The 15,384-nt window shown below is 71.8% G+C and carries 14 protein-coding genes; 7 read left to right on the forward strand and 7 right to left on the reverse strand.

Going from position 1 to position 15,384, the window contains the following annotated elements:
• Both QOL99_RS07970 and QOL99_RS07975 read right to left on the reverse strand, forming a co-directional pair.
• A partial coding sequence (locus QOL99_RS07970) for an MATE family efflux transporter (protein ID WP_285522836.1) occupies positions 1-969 on the reverse strand: 969 nt, incomplete at its 3' end.
• Positions 970-1,083: 114 nt separating this feature from the next.
• Positions 1,084-2,079, reverse strand: coding sequence for an aldo/keto reductase (locus QOL99_RS07975; RefSeq protein ID WP_285522837.1), 996 nt, complete (start codon positions 2,077-2,079; stop codon positions 1,084-1,086).
• Here QOL99_RS07975 and QOL99_RS07980 point away from each other — a divergent pair.
• From QOL99_RS07980 to QOL99_RS07990, 4 genes are all read left to right on the forward strand, one after another.
• Complete coding sequence (locus QOL99_RS07980) at positions 2,078-3,382, forward strand: benzoate/H(+) symporter BenE family transporter (RefSeq protein WP_285522839.1); 1,305 nt, start codon at positions 2,078-2,080, stop codon at positions 3,380-3,382. The two genes, QOL99_RS07975 and QOL99_RS07980, sit on opposite strands and share 2 nt — an antisense overlap.
• Positions 3,383-3,413: 31 nt before the next feature.
• Positions 3,414-4,613: a cysteine desulfurase-like protein gene (locus QOL99_RS07985; RefSeq protein WP_285522840.1), complete on the forward strand. Its 1,200-nt coding sequence runs from the start codon at positions 3,414-3,416 to the stop codon at positions 4,611-4,613.
• Positions 4,614-5,106: 493 nt separating this feature from the next.
• Complete coding sequence (locus QOL99_RS17790) at positions 5,107-5,190, forward strand: DUF255 domain-containing protein (RefSeq protein ID WP_407650154.1); 84 nt, start codon at positions 5,107-5,109, stop codon at positions 5,188-5,190.
• A 58-nt stretch (positions 5,191-5,248) separates the two neighbouring features.
• Entirely contained in the window at positions 5,249-7,294 is a 2,046-nt protein-coding gene (locus tag QOL99_RS07990; protein WP_285522842.1) for a thioredoxin domain-containing protein, read from the forward strand.
• Between the two features lie 314 nt (positions 7,295-7,608).
• Here the strand turns inward: QOL99_RS07990 and rpiA are convergent, their stop codons facing one another.
• Together rpiA and QOL99_RS08000 are read right to left on the reverse strand one after the other, a co-directional pair.
• Positions 7,609-8,295 (reverse strand): ribose 5-phosphate isomerase A, encoded by a 687-nt coding sequence (gene rpiA / locus QOL99_RS07995; protein WP_285522844.1) that lies wholly within the window; start codon positions 8,293-8,295, stop codon positions 7,609-7,611.
• Complete coding sequence (locus tag QOL99_RS08000; RefSeq protein ID WP_285522846.1) at positions 8,288-8,794, reverse strand: peroxiredoxin; 507 nt, start codon at positions 8,792-8,794, stop codon at positions 8,288-8,290. The genes rpiA and QOL99_RS08000 overlap by 8 nt, the downstream gene beginning before the upstream one ends.
• A 38-nt stretch (positions 8,795-8,832) precedes the next feature.
• Here QOL99_RS08000 and deoC point away from each other — a divergent pair, with 38 nt between their 5' ends.
• From deoC to QOL99_RS08015, 3 genes are read left to right on the forward strand one after another with little or no spacing between them, the layout of a single operon-like run.
• Entirely contained in the window at positions 8,833-9,510 is a 678-nt protein-coding gene (gene deoC, locus QOL99_RS08005) for a deoxyribose-phosphate aldolase (RefSeq protein WP_285522848.1), read from the forward strand.
• Positions 9,511-9,547: 37 nt separating this feature from the next.
• Complete coding sequence (locus tag QOL99_RS08010) at positions 9,548-10,309, forward strand: alpha/beta fold hydrolase (protein WP_285522850.1); 762 nt, start codon at positions 9,548-9,550, stop codon at positions 10,307-10,309.
• Positions 10,310-10,313: 4 nt separating this feature from the next.
• Positions 10,314-10,919, forward strand: coding sequence for a Maf family nucleotide pyrophosphatase (locus QOL99_RS08015; RefSeq protein WP_285522851.1), 606 nt, complete (start codon positions 10,314-10,316; stop codon positions 10,917-10,919).
• 64 nt (positions 10,920-10,983) lie between these two features.
• Here QOL99_RS08015 and QOL99_RS08020 read toward each other — a convergent pair whose 3' ends face one another.
• The 3 genes from QOL99_RS08020 to QOL99_RS08030 all read right to left on the reverse strand — a co-directional run.
• On the reverse strand, positions 10,984-11,409 hold the full coding sequence (locus tag QOL99_RS08020) for an OsmC family protein (RefSeq protein ID WP_285522852.1): 426 nt from the start codon (positions 11,407-11,409) through the stop codon (positions 10,984-10,986).
• Positions 11,410-11,563: 154 nt separating this feature from the next.
• On the reverse strand, positions 11,564-12,814 hold the full coding sequence (locus QOL99_RS08025; protein WP_285522854.1) for an ATP-binding protein: 1,251 nt from the start codon (positions 12,812-12,814) through the stop codon (positions 11,564-11,566).
• On the reverse strand, positions 12,811-15,384 hold a 2,574-nt coding region (locus tag QOL99_RS08030), incomplete at its 5' end, for a PAS domain S-box protein (RefSeq protein WP_285522856.1). The genes QOL99_RS08030 and QOL99_RS08025, both read right to left, overlap by 4 nt.

Genomic DNA, 15,384 nt, shown 5'->3' on the forward strand with positions numbered 1-15,384 from the left:
CGCCCGCTCGGCGGCGAGGGCCGCGTCGCGCTGGCCCACCGCCTGCCCGATCAGCGCGGTGGCCGCCGGCACCAGTCCCGACGAGGCCACCACGAAAATGCCCTCCAGGGTGTACCCGATCTGCACGCCCGCCAGCACCTCGGTCCCCAGCCGCGCCAGGAACAGAGCGTAGAGCAGGTTGCCCCCGCTCCAGGCGAGTTGCGTGGCCGCCAGCGGCAGCGAGAGATTCAGCAGGTCGCGCACCAGCACACGGCCCCCGGCCCCCACCCCCGACCACGCCGGAGCGATCGGCCCACGCGGGCCGTACAGGAAGACGGCCAGCAACCCCACGCGCACCGCCTGCCCCGCCAGCGCCCCCCACGCCGCCCCGACCAGCCCCAGCCGGGGCAGCCCGAAGGCCCCGTGCACCAGCGCATAGCCCACCGCCACGTTGACGGCCGCCGCGATCAAGGTGGCGACCATCGGGATGCGGGGGCGCTCCAGCGAGCGCAGGACATTGCCCGCGACGACACTCAGCACGATCAGGGGCACGCTCAGCAGCGCGACCTGAAAGAAGGGCGTGGCCGCCGCGATCAGGTCCGCCGGGGCGCCCAGCAGCCCCAGCACCGGGCCTGCGGAGGCGTGCAGGGCGGCCACCAGCAGGGTGGTCACCCCTGCGGCCAGCAGCAGGGCCGTGCCCGCCGTCCGGTTCACCGCGCCCCGGTCCCCCGCCCCGTGCGCCCGCGCGACGAGGATGCCCGCGCCCGACCCCAGGGTGGCGAGGGTGAACATCAGGACCAGCGTGACGTTGTTCGACAGACCAACCGCCGCCACTGCCGTGGCTCCCAGGGTCGCGACGATCAGCTGGGACAGAAAGTTGAACAGCAGTTGAATGACGGCCTCGGCGCTCGCGGGCAGCGCCAGCCGCAGGATGTCGGGCAGGTGGGTCCGGGTTGACGGCAGGGGAGCAGTGGACGGAGCAGTGGACAAGGAAAAAACCTCCGCCGGGAACTCTAGGCGAGTGGCCCCGGCGAAAGCGTGCGGCTGTCTGAGCAGACGCTCAAGGGGGTGTGGTCGAGTCCCGGCAAGCGGGACAGCTCCGCCTCAGTCCCCGGCCGGGAGGTACCAGTTGCGGTCCCAGCGGTGGGCCTGAAGCTTGTGAACCTGCTCGGCGGGCAGGCCCCGCCCATCCGCGAGGGCGAGGTTGCGTTCCACGTTGCGGACGCTCCGCATCCCCACGATGACGGTGCTCACCGCCGGGTGGCTCAGCACGAAGCGCAGGGCGGTTTCGGGCAGCTGCGCGGTGGTGAGGCCGAGGTCCGCCTCGATGGCCCGCAGCCGGGGCTGCAACTCGGCCTTGCGGTTGCCGCCGAAGTAGGTGTGGCGCCAGTCGCCCTCCGGAAAGGTCGTCTCGGGCGTGATCGTCCCCGTCAGGCTTCCCTCGTCGAGGGCCACCCGCACAATCACGCCGACGCCGTGCATTCGGCAGGCGTCCAACAGGCGGTCCTGCGGCGACTGGTCGAAGACGTTGTAGATGACCTGTACGGTGTCCACGGCGCCCGACTCCACGGCCTTCACCGCGTTGTCCGGTTGGTGGTCGTTGATCGAGATGCCGAAGGCGCGAATCTTGCCCTCCCGCTTGAGCTGCGCGGCCGCCTCCTGCCAGTCGCCCTGCCCCAGCCACGAGTCATTCCAGACGTGAAGCTGCTGCACGTCAATGGTGGGCAGGCCGAGGCGCTCCAGGCTGGCTTCGGTCATCTGCACGACGTACTCGCCGGGAAAGGCTTCGTCAGCGGTGGTGCCGGGGGCGGCGGGCCACTGCATGTTCTTGGGGCTGACCTTGGTGGCGACCAGGGTGCCGGGAAACTCGCGGGCGACCTGCCCCACGAGGCGTTCGCTGTGGCCGTTGCCGTAGCCCATCGCCGTGTCGATGAAGTTGCCGCCAAGTTCCACGTAGCGCCGCAGGGCCGCGAGGCTCTCGTCGTCCTGGGCGCCCTTCCACATGTCCGCGCCGATGCCCCAGGCACCGTAGCCGATCTCGGTGACGTGCAGGCCGGTGCGGCCCAGGGGCCGCTGGTGGGGTCGTGCGGAGGTCGTCATGGGCGCACCCTACGCCCGCCGGGGGCATCCCGGTATGAGCGGCGGCTTGAGCGTCTGCCGAGGCCCCGCCGTGCTGGAATGCGGGGCGATGGCACCGCCGACCGACGCTTCCCTCCCCACCCCCCGCGCGGGCCTGCGCGACCTGTGGCGCGACGCCTCGGGGTCGGCGGTCGTGGCGGGTTTCGTGGCGGTGATCGTCGGGGCGGCGAGCAGCATCGGGCTGCTGGTGGGGGCGGCGCGGGACTTCGGGCTGACGCCGGGGCAGACCGTGAGCTGGGTGCTGGCCTGTTACCTCGCGATCAGCGTGTCGGGCGGGTGGCTGAGCTGGCAGTACCGGGCGCCGATCAAGATGGCCTGGAGCACGCCGGGGCTGGCGCTGGTGGCCTCGCTCGCGGCGGCGGGGGACCTGCGCTACCCGGAGGTGCTGGGCGCCTACGTCCTGACCGCCGGGGTGATGACCGCCCTAGGGCTGAGCGGCGCCTTCGAGCGCCTGACCGCGCGGATTCCGGCGGCGCTGGCGAACGCGCTGCTGGCCGGGGTGCTGCTGCCTTTCGTGCTGGGGGCGTTGCGGGCGCTGCCCGAAGCGCCCGTGCCCGTGGGCGGGATGCTGCTGGTCTTTCTGGCCGGGCGGGTGTGGTTTCCCCGCTGGGCGGTTCCGGCGGCGCTGCTGGCTGGGGCGGGCCTGTCGCTGGCGGTGGGGGCGGTCGGCCCGCTCACCGGGGCCGGACTGGGCACGCTGGTGTGGACCACCCCCGAGTTCTCGCTGCGCGGCGCGGTCACGCTGGCGCTGCCGCTGACGATCCTGACGCTGGCCTCGCAGCAGCTTCCGGGCGTGGCGGTGCTGCGGGCCTGCGGGTACGGGCGGGTGCCGACCTCGCCGCTGATCACGGGGTCAGGGCTGGCGAGCCTGCTCTCGGCGCCGTTCGGGGCGCACACCACCAACCTCGCGGCGATCACGGCGGCCATCGCGGCGGGCGAGGAGGCCCATCCGGACCCCGCCCGGCGCTGGGTGGCGGGCCTGAGTGCGGCCTTCTTCTACCTGATGCTGGGGGTCTTTGCGGGCTGGGTGGTGGGGGCGGTGGCGGCGGTCCCTCCGCCCGTGATCGCGGCGCTGGCGGGGCTGGCGCTGGTGACCACGACCCTCTCCAGCGTGACGGCGGCCCTCCACGACGACTACGGGCGCGAGGCCGCCTTCCTGACCCTGGCCGTCACCGCGAGCGGCGTGACCCTGCTGGGCGTGGGGAGCGCGGTGTGGGGACTGGTGCTGGGCGGGGCGGTGCTGTGGGTGAGGGGTCGACGGTAGGCCGGAGAGCCTCACGCCCTACACTTCCGCCATGACCCTGCCCGTCCTCACGCCTCAGGCCATCCGCGCCCAGTTCCCCCCACTTGCCGCCGGGCGGGCCTACCTCGACAACGCGGCGGGCGGGCTGCTGCCGCAGCGGTCCATCGCGGCGATCACGGACCACCTCACCCGCTACGGGGCCACCAACGCGATGCCGGGGCACCGGCCGGGGCAGGAGATCCTGGCCCTCAAGGGCCGCGCCCGCGAGGGAACCGCCCTCTTCCTGAACGCCCACCCCGAGGACGTGGCACTGGGGCCGAGTGCCACCGCCCTCGCCTTCCGGCTGGCGGCGGCCTTCGCGCGGCGGTGGGGACCGGGCGACGAGGTGATCCTGTCGGGTCTGGAGCACGAGGCGAACGCCAGCCCCTGGCGCGAACTGGAGCGCGTGGGCGTGACGGTCAGGGTCTGGCACGCCCGGCAGCCCGACATGCGGCTGCACGCGGACGACCTCGCCGCGCTGCTCTCCCCGCGTACCCGGCTGGTGGCGGTGACGGCGGCGAGCAATGCGCTCGGCGTCACGGTGGACATCCCGGCGGTGGCCGCGCAGGTGCGGGCGGCGGGGGCCTGGACGGTGGTGGACGCCGTCCACTCCGCGCCCCACGCCTTTCCCGACGTGCAGGGCTGGGGCGCGGACTTCGTGACCTTCAGCCCCTACAAGGTCTGGGGGCCGCACCTGGGGGCGCTGTGGATTTCACCCCAACACCGCCCGCACCTGGCCTGGCCCAAGCTCAGCTTCGTGCCGGACGGGGACATCACCGGGCTGGAACACGGCACGCCGCCGTTCGAGTTGCTCGCCGGGTGGCTGGGCACGCTGGACTACCTGCGCGAACTCGGCGGCCACGGCACGCTGACCCGCGCGGCGCTGGAAGCCGCCTCCGTCCGCATCGCAGAGCTGGAGCGCCCAGTCGGGGAACGGCTGCTCACGGGCCTGCTGGAAGCGCCGCGTGTCACGGTCTACGGCCCCCCGACCTCCGCCGCCCGCATCGGCACCGTCGCCTTCCGGGTGGAGGACGAGGCCCCCGAAGCGACCGCCGCCCGCCTGAGTGAACGCGGGGTGGACGTGGCCGCCGGGCACTTCTACGCGGTACAGCCCCTCAAAGACCTGGGACTCTACCCGCAGGGCGTGGTGCGGGCCAGCATCGCGCACTACACGACGCTGGAGGACGTGGAGCGGCTGCTGGCGGGGGTGTAGGGGGAGGTCAGCGTTCAGCTCTCAGCCGCCAGCGAGGGCAGGCGGTGCCTGTCACCCCCCTCTGCTGCGCAGCTCTACGAGTCCCAGCCTCTCGCGGTGCGAGCTGTACCAGTCCCCCACAAGGGGGGGAGGAGGAGCTGCTGACCCGCTTTTGCCAGAGCCCTCTTTTCCCTGTGTCAGCCGAGTTCAACGCTCCCGCCTCGCAAGTCCACTTTCCAGGCAGACGAGCCGTTCGGCGCATCTGCGCCGAGGCCCTTCACTCGGACGAAGGATGGCGTGGAGGGGGAAACGGGGGTGGGGTAAGCGGGGCCGGAGGTGGGGGAACACCCTTTGCCTGGCGCAGCGCCGCTCCCCCTGCCCCCCCTGGGGGTAGGGGGCTGGGGGCTGGGGGGTGGGGGCAACCGAGTCTGGATGCCCCGCCCACAACTCCCATGAAGCCTCTCCCCTTCTCCCTCACCCGAACCTTCACCGCCCGCGCACTACCCTGCCTCCCATGAACCGCCTCGCCCAGGAGACCAGCCCCTACCTCCTCCAGCACGCCGACAACCCGGTGGACTGGTGNCCACAACTCCCATGAAGCCTCTCCCCTTCTCCCTCACCCGAACCTTCACCGCCCGCGCACTACCCTGCCTCCCATGAACCGCCTCGCCCAGGAGACCAGCCCCTACCTCCTCCAGCACGCCGACAACCCGGTGGACTGGTGGCCCTGGAGCCCGGAGGCCTTCGAGGAAGCCCGCCGCCGCGACGTGCCCGTCCTGCTCTCCATCGGTTACTCGACCTGCCACTGGTGCCACGTGATGGCCCATGAGAGCTTCGAGGACGAGGCGACGGCCGCGCAGATGAACCGGGACTTCGTGAGCGTCAAGGTGGACCGCGAGGAACGGCCCGACGTGGACCGGGTGTACATGACGGCGACCCAGCTCATGACCGGGCAGGGCGGCTGGCCCATGACGGTGTTCCTGACGCCGCAGGGCGAACCCTTCTACGCGGGCACCTACTTCCCGCCCGAGGACCGGTACGGGATGCCCGGCTTCCGCCGATTGCTGGCGACCGTGGCGCGGGCCTGGCAGGAGGACCGCGCCAAGCTGCTGGGCAACGCCGAGGCCCTGACCGGCCATATCCGCGAGGCCAGCCGCCCGCGCGGCACACCGGACGACCTCCCCGCCGACTTCCTGCCCCGCGCCGTGGAGAACCTGCGCCGCGTGTACGACGCCGACCGGGGCGGGTTCGGCGGAGCGCCCAAGTTTCCGGGAACGACCACGCTGGACTTCCTGCTGACGCGCGAGGACGGGCGCGACATGGCCCTGCACACCCTGCGGCGCATGGGGGCGGGCGGGATTTACGACCAGCTCGGCGGCGGCTTTCACCGCTACTCGGTGGATGAACGCTGGCTGGTGCCCCACTTCGAGAAGATGCTCTACGACAACGCGCAGCTCACACGCACCCTGCTGCGGGCCGCCCAGCACACCGGGGACGACACCTTCACCCGCCTCGCCCGCGAGACGCTGGCCTACCTCGAACGCGAGATGCTGGCCCCGGAGGGCGGGTTCTACTCCGCCCAGGACGCCGACACGCAGGGGGTGGAGGGCCTGACCTTCACCTGGACCCCGGACGAGATCCGGGCTGTCTTGAATGAGGGGGGGCTGGGCGACGGCCCCGACACCGACCTCGTGCTGCGGGTGTATGGCGTAACCGAACAGGGTAACTTCCTCGACCCACACCGCCCGGAATACGGCAGCCGCAACGTGCTGCACGTCCCCACCCCGCCGGAGGCACTGGCCCGCGATCTGGGAGAGGACGTCGCCGCCCTGCTGGAGCGGCTGGACACCGCCCGGATGCACCTCTTCGAGGCCCGGCAGCGGCGGCCCCAGCCCGGCACCGACACCAAGGTGCTGACCTCGTGGAATGGGCTGGCCCTGGCCGCCTTCGCGGACGCGGGGCGGATTCTGGGCGAGGTCCACTACCTCGACGTGGCCCGCCGCAACGCCGAGTTCGTGCGGGGGCGGATGCGCCTCCCGGACGGCACCCTGCGCCACACTTACAAGGACGGCGTGGCCCGGGTGGAAGGGCTGCTGGAGGACCATGCCCTGTACGCGCTCGGCCTCGTCGCGCTGTACCAGGCGGGCGGCGACCTCACGCATCTGGAGTGGGCGCGGGAGCTGTGGGACGTGGTGCGCCGCGACTTCTGGGACGAGGAGGCCGGGCTCTTCCGCTCCACCGGGGGCAACGCCGAGGCCCTGCTGACCCGTCAGGCCGAGGCCTTCGACGCCGCCGTCCTCAGCGACAACGCCGCCGCCACGCTGCTGGGGCTATGGATGGCCCGCTACTACGGCGACGGGGAGGCCGAGCGCCTGGCCCGCCGCACCGTGCAGACCTACGCGGCGGACATGCTCGCCGCCCCGCACGGGATGGGGGGGCTGTGGCAGGCCGCCGCCTTCCTTGAAGCGCCCCACGTGGACATTGCTCTGATCGGAACGCCCACCGAACGCGCCGCGCTGGAGCGGGTGCTGGCCCGCTTTCCCCTCCCCTTCGCGGCGCTGGCCCCCGCCGAACAGGGCGTGGGGCTGCCCGTGCTGGAGGGAAGACCGGGGGGCGGCACCGCCTACGTGTGCATCGGCCACGCCTGCGACCTGCCCACGAAGGACCCGGAGGAGCTGGCGGGGCAGTTGGGGCGGTTGTAGAGAGCGGCCAGCCGTCAGCTTCCAGCCACCAGCAGGGGGCAGGGTGGGCCTGCGGTTCTGGCGTCACCCCTCGCTGGGGTCAACCGCTGCTTCTGCCGAAGCAATCTTTTCCCTGTGCCAGCCGACCTCAACGTCCCCAGCCCGCGAGGCCAAGTTCCAGGCAGACGAGCCGTCGGCGCGTGAAGGGGGACACGGGGGCGAGACATGGTGGGCCGAAACATGGGGGACGAACTTTGCCGAGCGCAACGCCGCTCCCCCTGGGGGTGGGGGCAGGGCCGTCGTCAAGAAGCCCAACCCCAACAACCTCCCCGCCCCTACCCCCGCCGAAGCTCCCGCACCCCTTCCGGCGCGGCCACGAACGCCACGTCTGCCATGCCCAGGAAAAACCCCGTCTCCACGACCCCCAGCGTGCCCTTGAGCTGCCGCTCCAGCCCGGTAGGGTCAAACGCGGCGGGCAATTGCGCGTCGTAGATGTAGTTCCCGTTGTCCGTCACGTAGGGCTGCGCCCCCGGCTGCCGCAGCCGTCCACCCGGCACCAGCGCCCGCACCCGCTCGACCGTCGAGAGAAAGCCGAAACGGGTGATCTCGACGGGAAGCGGCGCCTTCTCCCCCAGTCGGGTCACCAGCTTGGTGTGGTCCGCAATGATGACCAGCCGCCGCGCCTGCACCTCGGTGAGCTTCTCGCGTAGCAAGGCCCCGCCCAGTCCCTTGATGAGGTTCAGGTCGGGGTTGATCTCGTCCGCCCCGTCGATGGCAATGTCGAGGGGCCGGGGGTCCAGCGGCTGCACGGGCACGCCCACCTCGCGGGCCAACGCTGCTGACGCCTCGCTGGTGGCGACGCCCACGATGTCCCGCAGTTCCCCGGCCGCCAGTTTGCGCCCGAGCTCCTCGATGGCGTATTTGGCGGTGCTGCCCGTGCCCAGCCCCACCCGCATCCCGCTCTCGACGAGGGCGACCGCGCGGAGGGCCGCCTCCTTTTTCAGCCCTTCGAGATCAGGCATCGCCGCGTTCCCCCCGGTCGGCCTCGATGGCGGCGGCGACCGCGTCGGCGTGGCCGTCCACCTTCACGGCGAGCCAGCTCTTGACCAGCCGCCCGTCGGGGCCGATCAGGAACGTCTGGCGCTTGACCCCCTCGGTGACCTTGCCGTACAGCGTCTTGGGACCGTAGCTGCCGATGTCTTTCAGGAACGCGGCGTCCGGGTCCGACAGCAGCGGGAAGGGCAGGCTGTACTTCCCGGCAAAGGCATTGTGGCTGGCCGCGTCGTCCCGGCTCAGACCCAGAATCACGGCCCCGAGCGCCTTCAGGCTCGCGCTGTCGCGGAAGTCACACGCCTGCTTCGTGCAGCCGGGCGTGTCGTCCTTGGGGTAGACGTACAGGACCACGTAGCGCCCGGCGTAGTCGGACAGGCGGTGCAGGTGACCCCCCGCGTCGGGCAGGGCGAAGCTGGGAAAGGGCTCGCCGGGCTGGAGGCGGGGAGCGGCGGTGTCGGCGTCGGTCATGCGAGGAGGGTAGCGCGGCCACCCCTTATCCTGCGGGCATGGACCTCGCCCCCTACATCGACCACACGCTGCTCAAGGCCACCGCGACCCCGGACGACATCCGGACGCTGTGCGCCGAGGCCCGCGAGCATTCCTTCGCCGCCGTGTGCGTCAATCCCGTCTACGTGCCCCTCGCCGCCGCCGAACTCGCCGGGTCGGGCGTGAAGGTCGCCACCGTCTGCGGCTTTCCGCTGGGGGCCGCCTTGCCCGGCCAGAAGGCCGTGGAAGCCCGTCTCAGCGCCGAGGCCGGAGCCGACGAGGTGGACATGGTGATTCACATCGGCGCGGCCCTCGCCGGGGACTGGCAGGGGGTGGAGGAGGACGTGCGGGCCGTGCGAAAGGCGATTCCCGACCGTGTGCTCAAGGTCATCATCGAGACCTGCTACCTGAACGACGAGCAGAAGCGGGAGGCCACCCAGGCCGCCGTCGCGGGCGGCGCGGACTTCGTGAAGACGAGCACCGGCTTCGGCACGGGCGGCGCGACGGTGGAGGACGTGCGCCTGATGGCCGGGGTCATCGCGGCCCTCCAGCCAGCACAGCGCGTCCAGATCAAGGCGGCAGGCGGCGTCCGCACCCCCGACGACGCGCGGGCGATGATCGAGGCCGGGGCGACCCGCCTGGGCACCTCGGGCGGCGTGGGTCTGGTGAGCGGCGGCGGGAACGGCTCTGGCTACTGAACGCCGCCGTCTCCGGGTCGGGTCCATCACCCTGACAGTGCTCGACAGCGGGGGACCGGGCGAGGCCGCACTGCTGATCCACGGGGCCTACCTTTCCGGGGAGCAGTGGGCAGGGCAACTCCGGACCCTCGGTGGACGGTGGCGGGTGGTGGCGCCCGACCTGCGCGGACATGGGGGTTCAGGCTCAGGGGGGAAACCCTACAGCGTCCGGCAGTTCGCGTGGGATATGGCCGAACTGCTGACCCGCCTGGGCCTCCAGCGGGCACATGTCTGCGGCCACTCTCTGGGGGGCATGGTGGCCCTGCAACTGGCCCGAGATTTCCCCCGCTTGGTTCATTCGCTCACCCTAGCCGAGACGAGCTACGGCACCCGCTCGGGCCGCCGGGAAGCTCTGCTGACGGAGCTGACGCGGCCACTGCTGGAGCGTGTTCCCGTGCAGCAGCAGGCCCTCCTTTTCGCCCACGCGATGAGCCGCCAGACACCTGCCCTGGCCCCGTGGCTACGGCGCGAGGTCGCCGCATTCGCAGGTCGGGAGGAGGACTACCGGAGTATCTGGCGGGCGGTGACGGAGTTCTCGGCCCGGTCCCTGCTTGAGGAGATTCGGGTCCCGACCCTGGTGGTGGTTGGAGAACAAAATCCCCGAACCCACTCGCAGGGCCAAGTGCTCGCCCGTGAGATCGGGGCGGCAGAGTGGCAAATCGTTCCGCGGGCCGGTCATCTGGTGAATCTGGACCAGCCGGACCTCTTCGAGACTGTGCTGGCAGACTTCTGGACTCGCACGTCTGCACCGCTACAGTGACCCCATGATGCCGGACCCGCGCCCCGCACCTCCGATTCTTCTCGCCTCGGGCAGCCCGCGCCGCCGCGAACTGCTGACGAATCTCGGCGTCCCTTTCCGGATCGTCGTGAGCGGCGAGGACGAGGCCAGCGAGGAACGCGACCCCGCCCGGCTCGCGGGGACCCTCGCCCGGCAGAAGGCGGCGGCGGTGGCCCGGCAGCACCCCGGCGCGGTCGTGATCGGGGCCGACACGGTGGTCGCCCTGGGGGGCGAGCTGCTCGCCAAGCCTGGGGACGAGGCCGAGAACCGCGCCTTCGTCCGGCGGCTCTCGGGGCGCACCCATCAGGTCTACACCGGGGTCAGCGTGTTCGCTCCGGACGGTGAACGGGGCCCTGTCGAACGGGGAGGGGTGGAGCGCACCGACGTGACCTTCCGCCTCCTGACGGAGGCCGAGATCGCCCACTACGCCGCCACCGGCGAGGGGCTGGACAAGGCCGGGGGCTACGGCATTCAGGGCGTCGGCATGGCCCTCGTCGCCCGGATCGAGGGGGATTACTCCAACGTCGTCGGTTTCCCGCTGGGGCTGGTGATCCGGCTGCTGCGGGCGGCGGGGGTCCGGGTCTGGGAATAGCGAGCGGTACGGAAAAGGAGGGAGACGTTTTGCGCGTCCCCCTCCTTCTTGAACAGCCCATGTCCTACACGCTGGCCGTCTCGCCCGCCTCCACCCGCGTCTCCACCACCACCTCGCTGTTCAGGCTGGCGGCCACCGAGCAGTATTTCTCGTGGCTGAGGTGCGCGGCCCGCTCCAGGGCCTCGGGGGTCAGCCCCTCACCGCTGGCGATGTGGCGCACCACGATGCGAGTGTAGCGCCGGGGGTGCTCGTCGGCCCGCTCGCCTTCCGCCTCGATGCGGTAGCTCGTGAGCTTGATGCGCTTCTTGCCCATGACCTGCACGATGTCGTAGGCCGTGCAGGTCGCCAGCGCCCCCAGCAGCGCCTCCATGGGCGACACGCCGACTTTGGTAGGGCTGTTGTCGATCAACAGCTGGTGCCCGCTCGCGCTGAGGCCCAGGTAGCGCTGCTCGCCCAGCCAGGTCACCTGCATGGTCTTGACGTCGCTCATGGCCCTAGCCTAGAGCATCGGGCAGCATTCCGGCCCCCGGGGGAAAGCACCCCAGGTGCCTCCATACCGCCCAATGCTCCTGTCCCATTCACTCGCTCTGCTGCGCAGCTTGGCAAGTCCGCTCGGCCGACGAATGCGGAACGACACCGCCTTCTTACGGCAACTGCTCCAGCACAGCCTCGCCGTCCGGCTGGGGCAGGAAGTCGTCGTCGTCCTCCTCGGGCGGGGGCAGGCACACCACGAAGGTGGCGCCGCCGCCGGGCGTGTCCTGCACCTCGATGCGCCCGCCGTGCGAGTGGATGACCTGCTGCGCGATGGTCAGGCCCAGGCCGGTCGAGCCCGCCTCCTTGCCACGGTAGAACTTGTCGAAGATGCGCGGCTTGACGGCGTCGGGAATGCCGGGGCCGTGGTCGATCACCCGCACGCAGACCTGACCACCCCGGCCCTGTTCGGCCTCCATATGCACGAGGTCGGGACTGCCGCACACCCGGATCGCGTTGCTGACGAGGTTGACAAACACCTGCGTGAGCCGCCCCGGATCGCCCACGATCTCCAGGTCAGGGGCCTCGGCCCGCACCCCGTAGTCGCGCCCGACCTGCCTCACGAGGTTGCCGAGGTTCACGAAGTGCATCTCGATGCCCTGCACGAGTTCGCCGCGCGAGAGCTGCAGCAGGTCGTTGACCAGCCGGGTCATGTTCTCCGCGACCCTTTGCGCGTCTTGCAGGGTCTGCGAGCCGCCCGCCTCGCGCTCGGCGCGGCGCAGGTAGCCCAGCAGGGCGGTCAGGGGGGTGCGCAGTTCGTGGCTGGTTTCCGCCAGAAAGGTCTTCTGGAGGTTCAGCGCTTCTTCCAGTTGCTTGGCCTGGGTTTCCAGGCGCTGGCGCTGGCCCTCCGCGATGGCCCGCAACCGCTCGACCTCGTCGAGGCGGGCCTTGAGCGAGAGGTTGAGTTCACGCACCTCCTGCTCGGCCCGCTCGCGGCGGTCGCGGGCGTCGGCCTCCGCGATGGCCCGCTTCACGCTGGGCGCGAGGCGCTCGAGGCGCTGCTTGAGAATGTAGTCGGTGACGCCCCCGCGCAGGGTGTCGACCGCCGTCTCCTCGCCCATCGCGCCCGTCACGATGATGAAGGGAAGCAGGGGCGCACGGTCATGCGCGGCCCGGAAGGCCGAGAGCCCGTCGTAGCCGGGCAGCGCGAAGTCACTCAGGATCAGGTGCGGGCGCTGGGCGCCGAGCGCCGCCAGAAAGCCCGCCTCGTCCTCGACCCGCTCGGTCTCGATCGGCCAGGGCAGGTCCCCGAGGTGCATGACGACCAGTTCATGGTCGAGTTCGCTGTCCTCGAGGTGCAGGATGCGCAGGGTCTGGCCGGGTTCGGGCAGGGCGTGCTCGCCGCCCGGAGCGCTGCCGCTCATGCCTGAGCCTCCCCGGCGGGTCCCCGCAGGGGCAGCGTGACGTGGAAGGCCGCGCCCTCGCCGGGCAGCGACTCGGCCCGGACGCGGCCCCCGTGGCGCACGACGATGCGGCGGACATTGGCGAGGCCGATCCCGGTGCCCTCGAATTCCTCGGCGCGGTGCAGACGTTGAAACACGCCGAACAGTTTATCCGCGTAGCGGGGATCGAAACCGACGCCGTTGTCACGCACCGTCACGGTGACCTCCTCGCCCTCCTGCAGCCCACCCACGCTGATGAGGGCCTGCTCGCGGGTGCGCGAGTACTTCAGCGCGTTGGAGAGCAGGTTGGCAAAAACCTGTCCCAGCAGCGCGGCGTCGCCCTGCACGGTGGGCAGCTCGCCGACCTCGAAGGCCACGTCGCGGCCCGCCCGGTCGGGGTCGAGGTCCTTCCAGGCTTCCCGCACGACCGCCCCGAGGTCCACCGGGCCCCGGCGCAGTTCCTGGCGCCCCATGCGCGAGAACTCCAGCAGGTCGTCGATCAGCCGGCTCATGCGCCCGGCCGCGTCGGTGATCACGCCGAGATACCGCTCACTCTTGGGCGAGAGGGCGCCCGACGCCGAGGCGTCCTTGCGCAGCAGGTCCCCGAAGCCCACGATGTGCCGCAGCGGGGTGCGCAGGTCGTGGCTGACCGAGTAGGAAAAGGCTTCCAGCTCGCGGTTGGCGTCTTGCAGCTCCAGGGTGCGCAGCACGACCCGTTCCTCCAGCGACTGGTTGAGGGCCTGCAGGTCGGCGTGCGCCTGTTCCGCCTCCAGCCGCAGGGCGTCGTTGTCGAGGGCGGTGGCAAAGCGCTGGGCGAGTTCGGCGGCGAGGTCGTGGTCGCGGTCGCCGGGCGGCTGGCGGTAGGTCAGGGCCAGCACCCCCCGCGCGGCGCCGTCGCGCCCGATCAGGGGGTAGAACACCGCGCCCGTCGCGCCCACCTCGTACAGCATCGGGGTGGACCCGGCGTCGAGGTGCAGGGGTTGGTCGGCCTGGGTCACCCGGCGCAGGGCCTGCTCGGTGGCCGCGCGAACCCCCGGGCTGATCTGCCCCGGCGTCAGGCGGGAGGAGGCCAGCAGCTGCCGGTCAGGTGCCGTGACCCACAGCCCGGCGCTCTCGGCCAGCCGCCCGGTGACGAGGTCCAGGGCCGCGCGGTAGTTCTCCGAGCGCGACGCCAGCGGATCGTCAGCCCGCGCCGAGAGGTGCTCGGAGACGGTGGCGAGCAGCCGCGCGGAACCCTCGGCGTACACCTGATCGTCCACGTCGGTGCTGGTCCCCACCCACTCCAGCATGGGCCCCTCGGTGCCTCCCGCGTCGCCCAGCGGCAGCGCCCGCGTCACGAAGGTGCGGTAGCGGCCACCTTCTCCCAGCAACCGGTGCTCGGCCTCGAAGGGACGCCGCGCCCGCAGGGCGTCTTTCCAGCGCAGCAGGTACTCGGCGCGGTCCTCGGGGTGCAGCAGGCTGGCAAAGGGTTCGGCGGCCCGCTCCTTCCCCACGTACTCCGTCCAGCGGCGGTTGAAGTAGGTGACCTCGCCGGACGCGCTGCTCAGCCACACGATCTGCGGCACGCCCTCCAGCACGCCGCGGTAGCGGGCCTCGTCGCGCTGGGCCCGGCGTTCGGCCTCCAGGCGGTCGTGGATGTCGGTCGCGGAGGCCACCCACTCGGTGACCTCGCCCGCCTCGCTGCGGATGGGCGCGACGCGCACCCCGAACCAGCGGCCCGCGCTGTCGCCGTTTCCGCTCACCCTCAGCCGCACCTCGCACTGGGCCTGGGTGCCCTCCCCGGTGGCCCGCGCCCACATCGCGTCGTAGGCGGCGCGGTCCTCGGGGTGGATCTGCCCTTCCAGCTCGGCCCCGCCCAGGCGCTCGCGGTGCTGGGCGTTGACATAGGTCACCCGCCCGGCAGGGTCGCTCACCAGCAGCGTGTGCGGGATCGCGTCGAGAATCGCCCGCGAGCGCCGTTCCTCGGCCTGCCGCGCCCGTTCGGCCTCCACCCGCTCGGAGACGTCGCGAATCACCTCCAGAAATCCCAGGCTCTCGCCGTGCGGCCCCACCACGGCGCTGCGCTGCGCCTCGCCGGAAAAGACGCTGCCGTCCGCCCGGCGGTAGGGGGTGGTGATCAGGTCGAAGGTGGCGCGGCCCTCCAGGCGGCGGTCGAGGTGCAGCCGCTCCAGGCCCTGGCCCCGCAACTCGGCCGGAAGGTAGCCGAACTGCCGCTCCAGCGCCCGGTTGACCCGCAGCACCCGGCCCTCGTCGTCGGTGAAGACGGCCGCGTCCAGAATCGCGTGAAAGATCGCCTCGAACTCGGCCTGCGACTGCTCGAGTTGCAGGCGTGACCGCGCCAGCGAGGTCAGGGCCTCCTCTGCCCGGCGCCGCGCCCGCACCTGCGCCTCCATCAGCAGGTGGGTCAGGCCCGCGACCAGCATCCCCGCGACCAGCACCGCGACGGGCACGGCTGCCGCCGCGTCGCGCCCGAAGGAGGCCGGGGCCCGCAGGGTCTGGGTCCAGACGCCGCCGACCAGTTCCTGACGCACCTCGCGCTCGAAGGCGGCGGG

It is taken from the genome of Deinococcus rhizophilus (genome assembly GCF_030271215.1).
In the GTDB taxonomy this organism is placed as follows: domain Bacteria; phylum Deinococcota; class Deinococci; order Deinococcales; family Deinococcaceae; genus Deinococcus; species Deinococcus rhizophilus.